Below are 17537 nucleotides of genomic sequence, written 5' to 3'. Positions count from 1 at the left end.
GCTTCTTATGGACGACGAAAAGCTCCTCGAATACCTCCGGAAGGTGACGACGGACCTGCACCAGACCCGTCAGCGGGTGCTCGCGCTGGAGACGGGAGAGCGGGAGCCGATCGCGATCGTCGGGATGAGCTGCCGCTATCCGGGCGGGGTGACGTCGCCGGAGGAGCTCTGGCGGTTGGTCGCCGAGGGCACCGATGCCATCACGGCGTTTCCCACGGACCGCGGCCGGCCCTCCGGCTTCCCGGTGGGCCGCGGGTGGGACCTGTCGGAGCTGTACGATCCTGAGCCGGGCACACCGGGCAAGTCGTATACGCGCTCGGGCGGTTTCCTCCACGACGCGGCCGACTTCGACCCGGGCTTCTTCGGGATCTCGCCGCGCGAAGCCCTGCGCATGGATCCGCAGCAGCGGCTGCTGCTGGAGACGTCGTGGGAAGCGGTCGAGCGGGCGGCGATCGACCCGGCCTCGCTGAAGGGCAGCCGGACCGGTGTCTTCATGGGGCTGATGTACCACGACTACGGCCTCGACGGGGCCTCGGGCTCCATCGCCTCCGGGCGGCTGTCCTACTTCTACGGGCTGGAAGGGCCGGCCGTCACCCTCGACACCGCGTGCTCGTCGTCGTTGGTCGCCCTGCACTGGGCGGCGCAGTCGCTGCGGACCGGCGAGTGTTCGCTGGCCCTGGCCGGCGGTGTCACGGTGATGTCCACCCCCGGGGTGATCATCGACTTCAGCGCTCAGCGGGGACTGTCCGAGGACGGCCGGTGCAAGGCGTTCGCCGAGGCGGCGGACGGCACCGGGCTGTCGGAGGGGGTTGGCGTCCTGGTGCTGGAGCGGCTGTCCGACGCACAGCGCAACGGCCACCAGGTGCTGGCGGTCATCCGCGGCTCCGCGGTGAACCAGGACGGGGCCTCCAACGGCCTGACCGCGCCCAACGGCCCGGCACAGCAGCGGGTCATCCGGGAGGCGCTCGACAACGCCCGGCTGACGACGTCGGATGTGGACGCGGTGGAGGCGCACGGCACCGGCACCACTCTGGGTGACCCCATCGAGGCACAGGCGATCCTCGCCACCTACGGCCAGGGCCGGGACACCGACCGTCCGCTGTGGCTGGGGTCGATCAAGTCCAACATCGGGCACTCCCAGGCCGCGGCGGGCGTGGCCGGCGTGATCAAGATGATCATGGCGCTGCGCCACGGCACGCTGCCCAGGACGCTGCACATCGACCGGCCGTCGTCCCATGTGGACTGGTCGGCGGGTGCGGTGGAGCTGCTGACCGACCCGGTCGAGTGGCCGGAGAGCGAGCGTCCGCGCCGGGCGGGGGTCTCGTCGTTCGGCATGAGCGGCACCAACGCGCACGTCATCGTCGAACAGGCGCCACCGGCCGAGCGGGAGCCGGACCCGGGGGCCCATGTCCCCAGCGTCGTGCCGTGGCCGGTGTCGGCGAAGACCGAGGAGGCGCTGGACGGCCAGATCGAGCGGGTCACCGCGCTCATGGCGGACACCGGCCCCCAACCGGTCGACGTCGGTTTCTCGCTGGCGACGGGCCGGCCTGTGTTCGAGCACCGCGCCGTGCTGCTGGCCGGTCCGAACGGTGTGGCGCGGACAGCCCGGGGCGCGGCGCGGCCGGGCGGCGGGCTGGGGTTGCTGTTCTCGGGCCAGGGCAGCCAGCGGGCGGGGACGGGCCGGGAGCTGTACGAGCGGTTCCCGGTGTTCGCGAAGGCTCTGGACGAGGTGTTCGGGCATCTCGACGGGCACCTGGACCGTCCCTTGCGCCAGGTGATGTTCGCACAGGCCGGGTCGGCCGAGGCCGCGCTGCTGGATGAGACGGGATGGGCACAGCCCGCGTTGTTCGCCCTCGAGGTGGCGCTGTTCCGGCTGGTGGAGTCGTGGGGGGTGCACCCCGACCACCTGGCGGGGCATTCGGTGGGCGAGGTGGCCGCCGCTCATGTGGCGGGCGTGTTGTCGCTCGGGGACGCGTGCGCGCTGGTGGCGGCGCGCGGCCGGCTGATGCAGGCGCTGCCCGCCGGTGGCGTGATGGTGTCGCTGGAGGCCACCGAGGAGGAGGTGATCCCGCATCTGGGCGAGCGCGTGTCGCTCGCGGCGGTGAACGGCCCTCGTTCGGTCGTGATCTCCGGTGACGAGTCCGCGGTGTCAGAGGTCGCGGCGCGGTTCGGGGACGACGGCCGCAAGACCAAGCGGCTGACGGTCAGCCATGCGTTTCACTCCCCGCTCATGGAGCCCATGCTGGAGGAGTTCCGGGGTGTGGTGGCCGGGATGTCCTTCCAGGGTCCGCGCATCCCGCTCGTCTCCGACGTGACCGGCGCGCCCGCGTCGGCGGAATTGGTGTGTTCGCCCGAGTACTGGGTGCGGCATGTGCGTGAGCCCGTCCGGTTCGCCGACGGGGTGGCCGCGATGGGTGCGGCCGGAGTGACCGCCTTCCTCGAAATCGGCCCCGACGGCGTGCTCTCCGCCATGGCGCAGGACAACCTGCCGGAGCGCTCCGGCGCCACGGTCGTGGTTCCGGCGCTCCGCCGGGGCCGGAGCGAGGAGACCGCCCTGCTCACCGCGGTGGCGCGGCTGCATGTCGCCGGGGTCGCGGTGGACTGGCCGGCGTTCTTCGCGGACACCGGGGCACACCGGGTCGAGTTGCCCACCTATGCCTTCCAGCGGGAGCGCTTCTGGCCTGCGGCGGCCGGGGAGGAGGAAGCGGACGCGCGGGGTATGACCCATGCGGACCCGGCCGACGCGGAGTTCTGGACCGCGGTGGAACGGGAGGACGTCGAGTCCCTGGCGTCGAGCCTGCGCGTCGACAGTGCGGCGCTGACCCCCGTCGTACCCGCGCTGTCGTCATGGCGCCGACAGCGACGGGAGCGGTCGCTGGTCGACGGATGGCGCTACCGGGTGGTGTGGACACCGCTGCCCGATACCGCGATGGACGCCGCTCCCGGGACCTGGCTCGCGGTGGTACCGGCGGGGCACGCCGAGGACGCGTGGGTGACCTCCGTCCTCGCCGCCGTCGGAACCGACGTCGTCGTCCTCGAAGCCGGCGAGCTCGAAGCCGACGAGGCGTACCGTACGGCCCTGGCCGGGCGGCTGGCCGAGTTGGCCACGGACGGGACGCGCTTCGCGGGGGTGCTGTCCTTGCTGGCGCTCGGCGAGTCGGCGGTCGCGGAGCATCCCGTCGTACCCGTCGGCCTGGCGCTGACCGTGGCCTTGGTGCAGGCCCTCGGCGACGCCGGGATCGAGGCGTCGCTGTGGTGTGTGACCCGGGGCGCGGTGTCGATCGGCCGCTCGGACCGGGTGGCGCGTCCCGTTCAGGCCCAGGTGTGGGGCTTCGGCCGGGTGGTCGCGCTGGAGCACCCGCGGCGCTGGGGCGGCCTGGTCGACCTGCCCGAGGAGGTCGACCGGCGGGCCACCCGGCGGCTGGCCGGAGTGCTGGCCGCCGGGCCGGTCGGCGACGGCGATGGCAATGGCGATGGCGAGGACCAGGTGGCGATCCGGCCGTCCGGCCTGTTCGGCCGCAGGCTGGCACCCGGCCGGACGGAGGCTGCGATCGCCACGCGGCGGAGCCGCATATCGATTGCAGCCGGGCTACCGCCGCGTGGCCGACCGTCGGCAGGGGCTGAGGCGACGCCCCCGGGGGCATCTCCCAGCGGCAGTGGGGGGGAAGCTGAGCCGGAAAATGTGACCGACCGCGGGTTCTCGGTGACGGGAACGGTGTTGGTGACCGGCGGCACGGGTGCGCTGGGCGCGGAAGTGGCCCGCTGGCTGGCCCGCAGCGGAGCCGAGCGGCTGGTGCTGACGAGCCGCCGCGGGCCGGACGCGCCGGGCGCGGCCCGGCTGGCGGCGGAGCTGGGCGAGTCGGGCTGCCAGGTCTCGATCGTGGCCTGTGATGTGGCGGACCGCTCGGCGCTGGCCGCCGTGCTGGCCGGCATCCCCGCCGACACCCCGCTGACCGGTGTCGTCCACACGGCCGGCGTCGGCAGGTCGGTCCCGGTGCCGGACATGGGGCCCGCGGATGTCGCCGACATCGTGTCCGCCAAGGTGGCGGGCGCGGCCAATCTCGACGCGCTGCTCGGCGACCGGCCGCTGGACCTGTTCGTGCTGTTCTCCTCGATCGCCGGGGTGTGGGGCAGCGGTGGGCAGAGCGCGTACGGAGCGGCCAACGCGTACCTGGACGCCCTGGCCGAGGCCAGGCGGGCGCGCGGCGCAGCGGCCACATCGGTGGCCTGGGGCGCCTGGGCCGGGGCCGGAATGGCCACCGAGGACACGATGTCCGAGTATCTGCTCCGGCGCGGGCTCGGCCTCCTCGCCCCTGACCTGGCCATCAGCGCGCTGCGGGACGCGGTGACCCGGCAGGACGCGGCCGTGACCGTGGCCGATGTCGACTGGGACCGCTTCGCGCCCTCCTTCCTGTCGGCCCGGCCCAGCCCCCTGCTGTCCGGTCTCCCCGAGGTCCGGCGCGTCGTCGAGCGGGCCCGGGCGGCACGGCAGGGGGAGCGGTCGGCGGTCGCCGCGTTCCGGGAGCGGCTCGAGAGCCTGCCGGAGGCCGGACGCGCCGAGCTGCTGCTCGGCCTGGTCCGCGATCAGGCCGCGGCCGTGCTGGGACACGCCGACGCCGACGCGATCGGCGCCGACCGCGCCTTCCGGGAGCTCGGGTTCGACTCCTTGACCGCGGTGGAGCTCCGCAATGTGCTGGACGCCGTCACCGGTCTGAGCCTGCCGTCCACCCTCGTCTTCGACTACCCCACCCCGCTCGTCCTTACGGACTTTCTGCTCACCGAGCTGTTCGGCGATGGGGAGGAGGGGGCCGCGCCCGCTGTGGCCGCGGGCGGCCACCGGGCGGCCCCCCGCGACACGGACGACGACCCGATCGTGATCGTGGGTATGGGCTGCCGCTATCCCGGTGACGTCGCCTCGCCGGAGGACCTGTGGCGGCTGGTGGCCGACGGCCGGGACGCGATGTCCCCGTTCCCCGCCGACCGCGGCTGGCCACGGGAGGGGGACTATGTGCGGGAGGGCGGATTCCTCTCCGGCGCGGGCCACTTCGACGCGGGCTTCTTCGGCATCTCCCCGCGCGAGGCGCTGGCCACCGATCCGCAGCAGCGCCTGCTGCTGGAGGTCGCCTGGGAGGCCCTGGAACGGGCGGGCATCGACCCGGCCGGTCTGCGCGGCAGCGACACCGGTGTGTTCATAGGCGCCGCCGGGAGCGGCTACACCCCACCTCCCGAGCTTCAGGGCCGCTATCTCACGGGCGAGGCCACCAGTGTGATCTCCGGCCGGCTGTCGTACACCCTCGGCCTGGAGGGCCCCGCGGTGACGGTGGACACGGCCTGCTCGGCGTCGCTGGTGGCGCTGCACTGGGCCGCTCGGGCGCTGCGCTCGGGCGAGTGTTCGCTGGCGCTGGCCGGTGGCGTGGCGGTGATGGCCAACCCCGGACCGTTCCTGGCGTTCAACGCGCAGGGCGGGCTGGCCGCCGACGGCCGTTGCAAGGCGTTCTCGGAGTCCGCGGACGGCACCGGCTGGGCCGAGGGGGCGGGACTGGTCGCCCTGGAGCGGCTGTCGGACGCCCGGCGCAACGGGCATGAGGTGGTGGCCGTCCTGCGCGGCTCGGCCGTCAACCAGGACGGCGCGTCGAACGGTCTGACGGCGCCGAACGGCCCGTCCCAGCAGCGGGTGATCCGTCAGGCACTGGCCGACGCCGGGCTGTCGGCCTCGGATGTGGACGCCGTGGAGGGGCACGGCACCGGAACGCCCCTGGGCGACCCGATCGAGGCCCAGGCCCTGCTCGCGACGTACGGCCGCCGGCCCGCCGAGGCGGCGCCGCTGTGGCTGGGGTCGGTCAAGTCCAACATCGGCCACGCCCAGGCGGCCGCCGGAATCGCCGGGGTCATCAAGATGGCCATGGCGCTACGGCACGGAGCGCTGCCCAGGACGCTGCACGTGGACGCGCCGTCCTCGCACGTGGACTGGTCGGCGGGGGCGGTGCGGCTGCTCACCGAACAGGTGCCCTGGCCGACGGGCGACAAGGCCCGCCGGGCGGGCATCTCGTCGTTCGGGATCAGCGGCACCAACGCGCATGTGATCGTCGAAGAGGCCCCGGCCCCGGCGCCGGAGCGCGGATCCGGCGAATCCACCACGCCGTTCGACCGGCCGGCGCCCTGGTTCGTCTCCGGAGCCACCGAGGAGGCGCTGCGCGCCCAGACCGGCCGGCTGGTGGAACACCTGGAACACCACCCCGGCCTCCGCCCGCTGGACGTGGCGTATTCGCTGGCGACGAGCCGTTCGGCGCTCGAGCACCGGGTGGCGCTGCTGGCCACCGGCGACGGGGTGGTGGAGCTGGCCCGGGGCACGGCCGGCGGCGGCCGCAAGACCGCGTTCCTGTTCGCGGGCCAGGGCTCACAGCGGCCCGGTATGGGCCGGGAGCTGTACGACCGCTTTCCGGAGTTCGCACGGGCCCTGGACGCGGTGTTCGCGCATCTGGACACCCTGCTGGACCGGCCGCTGCGGGATGTGGTGTTCGCCGGGCCGGACACCCCCGAGGCCGCCGAGCTCGACCGGACCGAGTACACCCAGCCCGCCCTCTTCGCCCTCGAGATCGCGCTGTTCCGGCTGCTGGAGTCCTGGGGGGTCACTCCGGACCAGGTGGCGGGCCACTCGATCGGCGAGATCGCCGCCGCCCATGTCGCGGGTGTGCTGTCGCTCGCCGACGCCTGCGCGCTGGTGGCGGCGCGCGGCCGGCTGATGCAGTCGTTGCCCGCCGGTGGCGCGATGGTGTCGCTGGAGGCCACCGAGGAGGAGGTGACGCCGCTGCTGGCCGACCGCTCCGACCGCGTGTCCGTCGCCGCCGTCAACGGCCCGCGCTCGGTGGTGATCGCCGGGGCAGAGGACGCGGTGCTGGAACTCGCGGCGCGGTTCACCGCCGACGGCCGCAAGACCCGGCGGCTGACGGTCAGCCACGCCTTCCACTCGCCCCTCATGGAACCGATGCTGGAAGACTTCCGGCGGGTCGCCGAAACCCTCGCCTACCAGGCCCCGCGGATCCCCTTGGTGTCCACCCTGACCGGCCACCCGGCCCCCGCGGAGGAGATCGGCTCGCCCGACTACTGGGTGCGGCACGCACGGGAGACGGTGCGGTTCGACGACGCCGTGCGCGGACTGGGCGACCAGGGCGTGGGCACCTTCGTCGAGATCGGGCCGGACGCGGTCCTGTCCGCGCTGACCCGGGACATTCTGGGCGAGCGGACCTCGGAGGCGGCCGTGGTGCCCCTCTGCCGCAAGGACCGCGGCGAGGAGGCCTCGGTCGTCGCGGCGCTGGCCGGGCTGTATGTCGCCGGGGCCGGTGTGCGGTGGGAGGCGTTCTTCGCGGGCAGCGACGCGCACCGCGTGGAGCTGCCGACGTACGCCTTCCAGCGCGAGCGCTACTGGTCGGCGGCGCTCCCCTCGGCCCACGACGCCTCCGGTCTTGGCCTGACGCCCGCCCGGCACCCCTTGCTCGGCGCCGCGGTGGAACTCGCGGGCTCCCAGGGTGTCCTCTTCACCGGCCGCCTGTCGGTGGGCTCCCACCCGTGGCTGGCCGACCATGTGGTGGGCGGCACGGCGCTCTTCCCGGGCACGGGCTTCCTGGAGCTCGCGACCCGCGTGGGCGACCAGGTCGGCTGCTCCCGGGTGGAGGAGCTCACCCTCGCCGAGCCGCTGGCCCTGGGGGAGCGGGACACGGTGGTCGTACAGCTGTGGGCGGGCGCACCCGACGCGTCGGGCCGCCGGGAGCTGAGCCTGTACTCGCGCCCCGCCGAGGCGCCCGACCACCCGTGGACCCGGCACGCCACGGGCACCCTGGCCCCGGGGGGACCGCAGGACACGCCGTACGACATGCCGGACGGCGCGGCCTGGCCTCCGCCGGGTGCCGAGCCCGCCGATGTGGACGGCTTCTACGAGCGCACCGCCGCGGACGGATTCGCGTACGGGCCGGTCTTCCAGGGGCTGCGGGCGGTGTGGCGGCGCGGCGACGAGGTGTTCGCGGAGGCCGCCCTGCCGGAGGGGGCGCAGGACGTGGCCTCATTCGGGCTGCATCCGGCGCTGCTGGACGCCGCCTTGCACGCGGTGTCCTTCGTGGACCTGGGAGCGGGCGGGAGCGGCCGGCTGCCGTTCTCCTGGAACGGAGTGTCGCTGCACGCCGGTGGTGCCTCGGTGCTGCGCGTCCGGCTGGCCCGGGTCGGCACCGACACCGTGGCGCTGACCGCGACCGACCCGGCCGGAGCTCCGGTGCTCTCGGTGGACTCGCTGGTGTTGCGTCCGGTGTCGCCGGACACAATGGCCCAGGACGGCGGTGGCGCGGTGGCGCGCGACGCCCTGTTCCGCCTGGAATGGGCTCCCGCCCAGCGCGGCCACCGCGGCGCGGCGGCGGACGGTGTCACGGGCGTCGTCGAGCTGACGGAGGCCACGGCGGCGGGGCTGGTGTCGCTGGAGTCGGTGCCGGACGTGGTGTCGGTCTCGATCGGCTCGCCGGAGTTCGCGGACGTGACCGAGGTCCACCGGGCCGTCGCACGGGTGCTCGAACTGGTTCAGGCGTGGCTGGCCGAGGAGCGGTTCGCCGACTCCCGGCTGGTGTTCATGACCAGGGGCGCGGTCGCCGCCGACGACGGCGCACCCGTGGCGGACCTCGTCGCCGCCGCGGTATGGGGGCTGGTGCGCTCGGCCCAGTCGGAGAACCCTGGCCGGTTCGTCCTGCTCGACCTCGGTGCGGAAGACGGCACACCAGCGGAGGACCACGGCGTGCTCGCCGCCCACCTGCCCGCTCTGCTGGCGTCGGGTGAGCCGCAGGCCGTCGTGCGGGACGGTGCGCTGCGGGTCGGGCGCCTCGCCCGGCTGGCCCAGGAGGAGGACGCCACCCACCCGTGGGACGGCACAGGCACGGTACTGATCACGGGCGGGACCGGCGGTCTGGGCGGCGAACTGGCCCGCCATCTGGTGACCGGGCACGGAGTGCGTCGGCTGCTGTTGACCAGCCGTCGTGGGCTGGATGCTCCGGGTGCGGTGGAGTTGCGGGGTGAGTTGGCGGCGCTGGGTGCCGAGGTGTCGGTGGTGGCGTGTGATGTGGCGGACCGTGATGCGGTGGCGGGTGTGCTGGCGTCGGTTCCGGCGGAGCATCCGCTGACGGCTGTGGTGCATGCGGCGGGTGTGCTGGACGACGGTGTGGTGGGGGCGCTGACTCCGGAGCGGCTCAGCGCCGTGCTGCGGCCGAAGGTGGATGCCGCGTGGCATCTGCATGAGCTCACCCGCGACCTGGACCTGGCCGCCTTCGTCCTGTTCTCCTCCCTGGCCGGGGTCAGCGGCGCGGCCGGGCAGGGCAACTACGCGGCGGCGAACGCCTTCCTGGACGCCCTGGCCGCACACCGCGGCGCGTGCGGCCAGGTCGCGACCTCCCTGGCCTGGGGCGCGTGGGAGCAGAGCGCCGGGATGACCGGAACCCTGGACGGGGCGGAGTTGCGGCGCAGCGCGCGGACCGGCCTGCCACCGCTGTCCGTCGCCCAGGGCCTGGCCCTGTTCGACGCCGCGATCCCGCTGCGGCACACCAACCCGGTGCCGGCCCGGATGAACATGGCGACCCTGCGCGCCCACGCCGGCCAACTGCCGCCGCTGATGCGCGGTCTGGTGCCGCCGGTACGCCGTACCGCCACCGCCGCCACCCTGGACGGTACCGGCCCGGACTGGCTGCGCAGGCGCCTCGCCGGGCTCACCGAGGCCGAGCAGGACACCGCGGTGGAGGAGCTCGTACGCGGCTACGCGGCCGCCCTGCTGGGCCACGGCGAGGCCGCGGACGTCCACCCCGAACGCGACTTCCTGGAGCTGGGATTCGACTCGCTCAGCGCGATAGAGCTGCGCAACAGGCTCACCGAACTGACCGGGCTGCGGCTGTCCCCGATGCTGGTGTTCGACAAGAAGACACCCGCCGAACTCGCCCGCTGGGTGCGGCACGAGTTCGCCGGCCACGGCGGAACCGGTCCGCAGCCGGCCTCGCGGGAGAGGGCACCCGGGGAGCAGGACACCGTCAGCGCAATGTTCCGCACCGCGGTCATCGAGGACAAGGTGGGCGACGGATTCCACATGCTCCAGGCGATCGCCAAGATCCGCCCCACCTACGACCGGCCGGACGACCCCCGGCACATGGCCCGGCCGGTGTCCCTCGCCGACGGGCCCGCCACACCCCGCCTGATCTGCCTCAGCTCGACCGTCGTCAACGGTGGCGTGCACCAGTACGCCCGGCTGGCCGGCCACTTCCGCGGTACCCGGCCTGTGTCGGCGATCCCGCTGCCGGGTTACGCCGTCGGGGAGAGCCTGCCCGCCACGGCCGAGGTCGCCCTCCGGACGCTGGTGGCAAGCATCGAGCGGGCCGCCGACCACGACCCCTTCGTCCTGGTCGGCCACTCCTCGGCGGGCGCGCTCGCCTACTCCGTCACGGGCCATCTCGCGCGGACCGGCGGACGCCTGCCGGAGTCGGTCGTCATGATGGACACCTTCCGTCCCACCGGGGTGGAGTCGCAGGGCACTCTGGTCGGCGGGCTGCTGGATCAGATCTTCCGGACCGAGTCCGAGTTTGGGGAGTTCCACAGCGCGCGGCTGTCCGGCATGGCCCACTGGTTCGAGATCGCCGCGCACCTGGAGTACGACCCGGTGCCGGTGCCGGTCCTCTTCCTCCAGTGCGCCGAGGGGTTCCCCGGTGCCGAGGGGGAGTTCGACCGCTGGCGCAGCTCCCCGCTGGACCCCTCGCACACCGTACGGCCGATGGCGGCCAATCACTTCTCGGTGATCGAGGAAAAGGCGGGGGACACCGCGCGTGCGATCGAGGAATGGCTCGCCCCGGAACGGTGACGCGGACCCGGCGCCGAAGGGCTCTGGTACTTCCCTTAGAGATTCTGAATGGGGGCGCCGATAGAGTGACGTAAGGGCAGCGCCCATGGCCCCCGGCTGAATGAGGAATGGCATGACCTTCACATACCAGGCCGCGAAACCATATCTGGTGGGCGCGGAATTGAAGTACGTCACCGAGGCGATCACCTCCGGGTGGATATCGGCCGCGGGGCCCTATGTCGGGCAGTTCGAGAGCGAATTCGCGCGCTACAACGGAGTGGCGCACGGAGTGTCCTGCTCCTCGGGTACGGCCGCGCTCACCCTGGCGCTGCGCGCCCTTGGCGTGGGCCCCGGCGACGAGGTACTGGTCCCCGAATTCACCTTCGTCGCATCAGCGTGGGCGGTCACCTACACGGGCGCGACACCCGTCTTCGTCGACTGTGGCGACGACCTCAACATCGACACGGCTCTCATCGAGTCCAAGATCACGCCGCGCACCAAGGTCATCATGCCCGTCCATGTGCACGGACGCCGCTGCGACATGGACGTCATCATGAGGATCGCGTTCGACTACAACCTGCGGGTGATCGAGGATTCCGCCGAGGCGCACGGTGTCCGGCCGGTCGCCGACGTGGCGTGCTTCTCCCTGTTCGCCAACAAAATCATCACCTCCGGTGAGGGCGGCATCTGCCTGACCGACGACCGCAGGCTCGCCGAGCAGATGGCGCATCTGCGCGGTATGGCCATCGGTCCCGAGCACGACTTCCTGCACAAGAAGCTGGCCTACAACTTCCGCATGACCAATCTGCAGGCCGCGGTCGCCCTCGGGCAGCTGGAGAAGATAGAAGAATTCCTCGCCCGGCGCAGGAAGATCGAGGCGTATTACGACGCCGGGCTCGGGAATATCCGGGAAATCACCCGCATGCCGCCGCGGGATGTGCTGTGGATGTACGACGTGCGGGCCGAACGCCGCGATGAACTGTGCGCGTTTCTGGCCGAAGCGTCGATCGAGACCAGGCGGTTCTTCCAGCCGATGAGCAAGCAGCCCCTCTACTTCGATCCGGACTGGGCCTCCCTGAACGCCGGCCGCTTCACCGCGGAGGGCCTGTGTCTGCCCACCCACACCGGACTGACCGAGGCGGACCAGGACTACATCATCGGCAAGGTCGCGGAGTTCTACGGGCGTTGACCCGGGCTGCCGGGGTGTGCCGGGCCGGCGCAGGGCCGGACGAGACAACTTGTGTGTGGGGAGCGGAGCGTTGAGTCCATCCGAGTCCAGTCCTGCCGACCGCCCCGGTACGCACCGGGAGAGTGCCATCGCGGTGGTGGGGCTGTCCTGCCGACTGCCGTCCGCGCCGGACCCCGCGCGGTTCTGGGAGCTGCTCCGCGACGGGGTGAGCGCGGTGTCCGAGCCGCCCCCCGGCCGCCGGGGCGCCCATGCGCCGGACACCGGCGGGGAGCCCCCGCCCGGCCCCGGCCACGACGGAAACGGCCACGACGGGAACGGCCACCGCGGACACGGCGCCTTCCTGGCGGACGTCGACCGCTTCGACGCCGAGTTCTTCGGGATCTCCCCACGGGAGGCCCGGGCGATGGACCCGCAGCAGCGCCTCATGCTGGAGCTGGGCTGGGAGGTGCTCGAGGACGCCGCAATGCCGCCGGACGCCGTCCGCGGCAGCGACACCGGCGTGTTCGTCGGCGTGACCGCGGACGACTACGGCACCCTGGACCGGCGCCGGGGTGTCGCGGGCATCGGCCACCACACCCTCACCGGGCTGAACCGCGGCATCATCGCCAACCGCGTCTCCTACTTCCTCGGGCTGCGCGGCCCCAGCCTGGTGGTCGACACCGGGCAGTCGTCGTCCCTGGTCGCGGTCCACCTCGCCTGCGAAAGCCTGCGCCGCGGCGAGTCCCGCGCCGCGCTGGCCGGCGGCGTCCAGCTGAACCTCACACCCGAGAGCACCGAGACCGCGGCGCGGTTCGGCGGGCTGTCCCCGGACGGCCGGTGCTTCACCTTCGACGAGCGCGCCAACGGCTACGTCCGCGGTGAGGGCGGGGGTCTGGTCCTGCTCAAGCCGCTGGCACACGCCGTGGCCGACGGCGATGAGATCTACTGCGTCATCGAAGGCGGCGCGGTCAACAACGACGGCGCCGGCGACGCCCTGACCACTCCCGACCCACGGGCCCAGCAGGCCGTACTGCGGGCGGCCTGCCGCCGCGCGGGCGCCGACCCGACCGCCGTACGGTACGTCGAACTGCACGGAACCGGCACCCGCGTCGGCGATCCCGTCGAGGCCGCGGCCCTTGGCGCGGTGTACGGCGCCGGCCGCCCCGCCGACGAGCCGCTGCTGGTCGGCTCGGCGAAGACCAATGTCGGCCACCTGGAGGGCGCGGCGGGCATCGTCGGGCTGCTGAAGGTCGCGCTCTCGCTCCGTCACGGGACCCTGCCCGCGAGCCTGAACTTCGAGCGGCCCAACCCGCGGATACCGTTCGACGAGTGGCGCCTCGACGTGGTGACGTCGGCGCGCCCCTGGCCCGCCCACCACGGCTCGGTCCTGGCCGGGGTGTCGTCGTTCGGCATGGGCGGCACCAACTGCCACCTCGTCGTATCGGACGCCGCGTCCCTCGGGCACGCCACGCCCGCCGTGGCGGGACCGCCCACAGACCTCACGGCGGCCGCGGACGACGATGGCCCCGAGCCCGGCGCCGTGCCGTGGCTGCTGTCGGGCAGGACACCGGACGCGCTGCGCGCGCAGGCGGCCCGGCTAGCGGCCCAGATGACCAGCCATGGCGGCGCGGACGGGACGGACGGTGGCCCGGAGACCCGTCCGGCGGCCACGGTGGACGTGGGCTTCTCCCTGGCCACGACGCGGACCACGTTCGACCACCGGGCCGTGGTCCTCGCCCGGCGCCATGACGGAGCACTGCGCACCTTGACCGCGCTCGCCGACGGCGTCCCCGGCAGCGGCGCGATCCAGGGCTCGGCGCGCTCCGCGGCCACCACCGCGTTCCTGTTCTCCGGCCAGGGCTCGCAGCGGGCCGGGGCCGGCCAGGAGCTGTACCGGCGGGATCCGGTGTTCGCGCAGGCGCTGGACGACGTCTGCGCCCGGATGGACGAACACCTCGAAAGGCCGCTGCGTGATGTGATGTTCGCTCCGGCGGACACCGACGACGCCGACCTGCTGCACCGGACCGCCTACACCCAGCCCGCGCTGTTCGCCCTCCACGTGGCCCTCTTCCGGCTGCTGGAGTCGTGGGGCGCCACCGCGGACTTCGTGGCCGGGCACTCGATCGGGGCCGTCGCCGCCGCCCATGTGTCCGGTGTGCTGTCCCTCGCCGACGCCTGCACCCTGGTGGCCGCGCGGGGCCGGCTGATGCAGGCGCTGCCCACCGGCGGCGCGATGGCCTCGGTCCAGGCCCCCGAGGACGAGGTGCGTCCGCTGCTGGCCGGTCGCGAGCACGAGATCTCCCTCGCGGCGGTCAACGGCCCGGCATCCGTGGTCGTCGCCGGCGACGAGGGCGCGGTTGAGGACGTCGTCGCACACTTCGCCGACTCGGGGCGCAGGACCAAGCGCCTGCGGGTCTCCCATGCGTTCCACTCCCCCCGCATGGACGCCATGCTCGACGACTTCCGCCGGGTCGTGTCCGGGCTGTCCCTCGCCGCGCCCCGGATCCCCGTGGTGTCCGACCTCACCGGCGAACTCGCGACCGCCGAGCAGCTGTGCTCCGCCGAGTACTGGGCGCGGCACGCCCGCGAGACCGTCCGCTTCGCGGACACCGTCCGTACCCTGCGGGACCGGGGCGTCGGCGCGTTCCTGGAGCTGGGCCCGGGCGGGGTGCTCACGGGGATGACCCGGGAATGCCTCGACCAGCCCGCCGCGGTCGTCAGGACGCTGCGCCCCGGCAGTGACGAGTCGCTGACGGTACTGACCGCGATGGCCGAACTGCACGTCCACGGCGTCCCGGTGCGCTGGGACGCGTACTTCGCCCAGCGGGGCGGCAGGCGCGTGGCACTGCCCACCTACGCCTTCCAGCGGGAACGCCACTGGCTGGACGAACAACCGGCAGTCCAGGCCGCCGCGCACAGCCCCGCCGCGCCGCCGGCCCCGGGCGCGCCCGAGCCCGTACCCGATGCGGCACCCGCGGCGACGGAGCCGGCCGCCGGGCAGCCTCGTGCGGACATGGCGCGCCTGGTGCGGGCCGAGACCGCCATGGTGCTCGGCTACCCCGAACCGGAGCGGGTCGATACGAGCCTGACGTTCAAACAACTCGGCTTCGACTCCACGATGACCGTGGAACTCGTGGCCCGGCTGAGGTCCGCCACCGGTCTGCGACTGCCCGACACCGTGCTGTTCGACCACCCCACGCCGGACCGGATCGCCGCCCGTCTGGCCACCGAGTCCAGCGGTGCCACCGGCACCCGCGAGGCCCCGCCGCGGGCCCCCGCCGCGCCCGCCGACGAGCCGGTGGTCATCGTGGGCATGGGCTGCCGCTACCCGGGCGGGGCCGATACCCCCGAGGCGCTGTGGGACCTGGTGGCCCACGAGGTGGACGCCGTCTCGGCGATGCCCACCGACCGCGGGTGGGCGGCCGAGGTGCTGGCCACGGAACGGCCGGGCGGTTTCCTGTACGACGCCGACCGGTTCGACGCGGCGCTCTTCGGGATCTCGCCCCGGGAAGCCCTCGCCATGGATCCCCAGCAGCGGCTGGCGCTCGAAGTGACCTGGGAGGCGGTGGAGCGGGCGGGGATCGCGCCCTCGTCACTGCACGGCAGCCGGACCGGAGTGTTCGTCGGCGCGATGGCCCAGGACTACGGTCCGCGGCTGCACGAGGCGACCGGCGACGCCGAAGGCTATGTGCTGACCGGCACCTCTCCCAGCGTCCTGTCCGGCCGGGTCGCCTACACGCTCGGCCTGCGCGGGCCGGCGCTCACGGTCGACACCGCGTGCTCCTCGTCGCTGGTGGCCCTCCACCTCGCGGCCCAGTCGCTGCGCAGCGGCGAGTGCTCGCTCGCCCTGGCCGGTGGCGTCACCGTCATGTCCGAGCCCGGCATCTTCGTGGAGTTCGCCAGGCAGGGCGGGCTGTCCGAGGACGGCCGGTGCAAGGCGTTCGCGGAGGGCGCCGATGGCACCGGGTGGTCCGAGGGCGTGGGCATGCTGGTGCTGGAGCGGCTGTCGGATGCCCGCCGCAACGGCCACCGGATCCTGGCGGTGCTGCGCGGCTCGGCGGTCAACTCCGACGGCGCGTCGAACGGGCTGACCGCGCCCAGCGGCGTGTCCCAGCAGCAGGTCATCGGCCAGGCGCTGGCCGGAGCGGGACTCGTCCCCGCGGACGTCGACGCCGTCGAGGCACACGGCACGGGCACCAGGCTGGGCGACCCCATCGAGGCGCAGGCGATCCTGGCCACCTACGGCCAGGGCCGGGCGCAGGACCATCCGCTGCTGCTGGGGTCGATCAAGTCCAACATCGGACACACCCAGGCCGCGGCGGGCGTCGCGGGCGTCATCAAGATGGTCATGGCCATGCGCCATGGCACGCTGCCCAGAACACTGCACGTGGACGCGGTCTCGTCGCATGTGGACTGGACGGCGGGCGCGGTGGAGCCGCTGACCGAGGCCGCGGAGTGGCCGGAGCACGGCCGCCCGCGCCGCGCGGGGGTGTCCTCGTTCGGCATCAGCGGCACCAACGCCCATGTCATCGTCGAGCAGGCGCCGTACGAGCCGCCACCGGCCACTGCCGTGGACCTCGCGCCACCGAACACGACACCCGAGTCCGCCCCTCGTGCGGTGCCCTGGCCGGTGTCGGGACGGACCGACGCCGCGCTGCGGGCCCAGCTCGACCGGCTGCACTCCTTCCTGGCGGACGCCGGCGCCTCGGCGCTCGACATCGGCTACTCCCTCGCCACGACTCGCGCTCAGCTGGAGCACCGCGCGGTGCTGCTGTCCACGCCGGACGGCGTGGTGGAGGCGGCGCGGGGCGTCGCCGTGACCGCGAGCCCCCTGACGCTGCTGTTCGCCGGTCAGGGAGCGCAGCGCATCGGGATGGGCCGTGAGTCGGCTCACCGCTTCCCCGTGTTCGCCCGCGCACTGGACGAGGTGTGCACGCTGCTGGACGGCGAGCTGGACCGGCCGCTGCGCGAGGTGATGTTCGGCTCGGACGCCGAGGCGCTCGACCGTACCGAGTACGCGCAGCCCGCGCTGTTCGCCCTCGAAGTGGCGCTGTTCCGGCTGGCCGAGTCCTGGGGGATCGTCCCCGACCTCCTCGTCGGCCACTCGATCGGCGAGATCGCCGCCGCACATGTCGCCGGTGTGCTCTCCCTCGGCGACGCGTGTGCCCTGGTGGCCGCGCGTGGCCGGCTGATGCAGGCGCTGCCCGCGGGTGGGGCCATGGTGGCGCTGCGGGCGGGCGAGGACGAGGTGGAGCCGCTGCTGGCGGACCACGCCGGCCGGGCGCAACTCGCGGCGGTCAACGGCCCGTCCTCGGTGGTCCTCTCCGGCGACGAGGAGACCGTGGCGGACATCGCGGCCCGCTTCGAGGCCCGGGGCCGGAAGACCACACGGCTGCGGGTCAGCCATGCGTTCCACTCCCCGCTGATGGCCCCGATGCTCGCGGACTTCCGGGCGGCCGTCGAGCGTCTGACCTTCCAGGAACCGCGCGTCCCCATCGTCTCGACTCTCACCGGCGAGCT

The 17537-nt window shown here is 73.6% G+C and carries 2 protein-coding genes and 1 pseudogene (1 of these 3 cut by a window edge); all 3 read left to right on the top strand.

The window, feature by feature from the left end; all coding sequences use genetic code 11:
* Positions 1 to 22 precede the first annotated feature (22 nt).
* Positions 23 to 10870: pseudogene (locus ACWY4P_RS02090) on the top strand (SDR family NAD(P)-dependent oxidoreductase); the annotation flags it as partial.
* Positions 10871 to 10982: 112 nt separating this feature from the next.
* Positions 10983 to 12038 carry a DegT/DnrJ/EryC1/StrS family aminotransferase gene (locus tag ACWY4P_RS02085; protein WP_456208355.1) on the top strand — a complete coding sequence of 352 codons (1056 nt, stop codon included), beginning with the start codon at positions 10983 to 10985 and terminating at the stop codon, positions 12036 to 12038.
* A 133-nt stretch (positions 12039 to 12171) separates the two neighbouring features.
* Positions 12172 to 17537, top strand: partial view of an SDR family NAD(P)-dependent oxidoreductase gene (locus tag ACWY4P_RS02080; protein ID WP_456212781.1) — the beginning only. Its footprint extends 24415 nt past the window's final position; the window shows 5366 of its 29781 coding nt (coding positions 1-5366); the start codon lies at positions 12172 to 12174; the stop codon falls past the right edge of the window.

The sequence above is a fragment of the Streptomyces sp. LZ34 genome (assembly GCF_053890475.1).
This window is presented reverse-complemented; position numbering and strand designations above follow the sequence as displayed.

Excerpts from the sequence above, each read along its gene's own strand:
- ACWY4P_RS02085 (WP_456208355.1), top strand. The coding sequence starts at position 10,983 with ATGACCTTCACATACCAGGCCGCGAAACCATATCTGGTGGGCGCGGAA.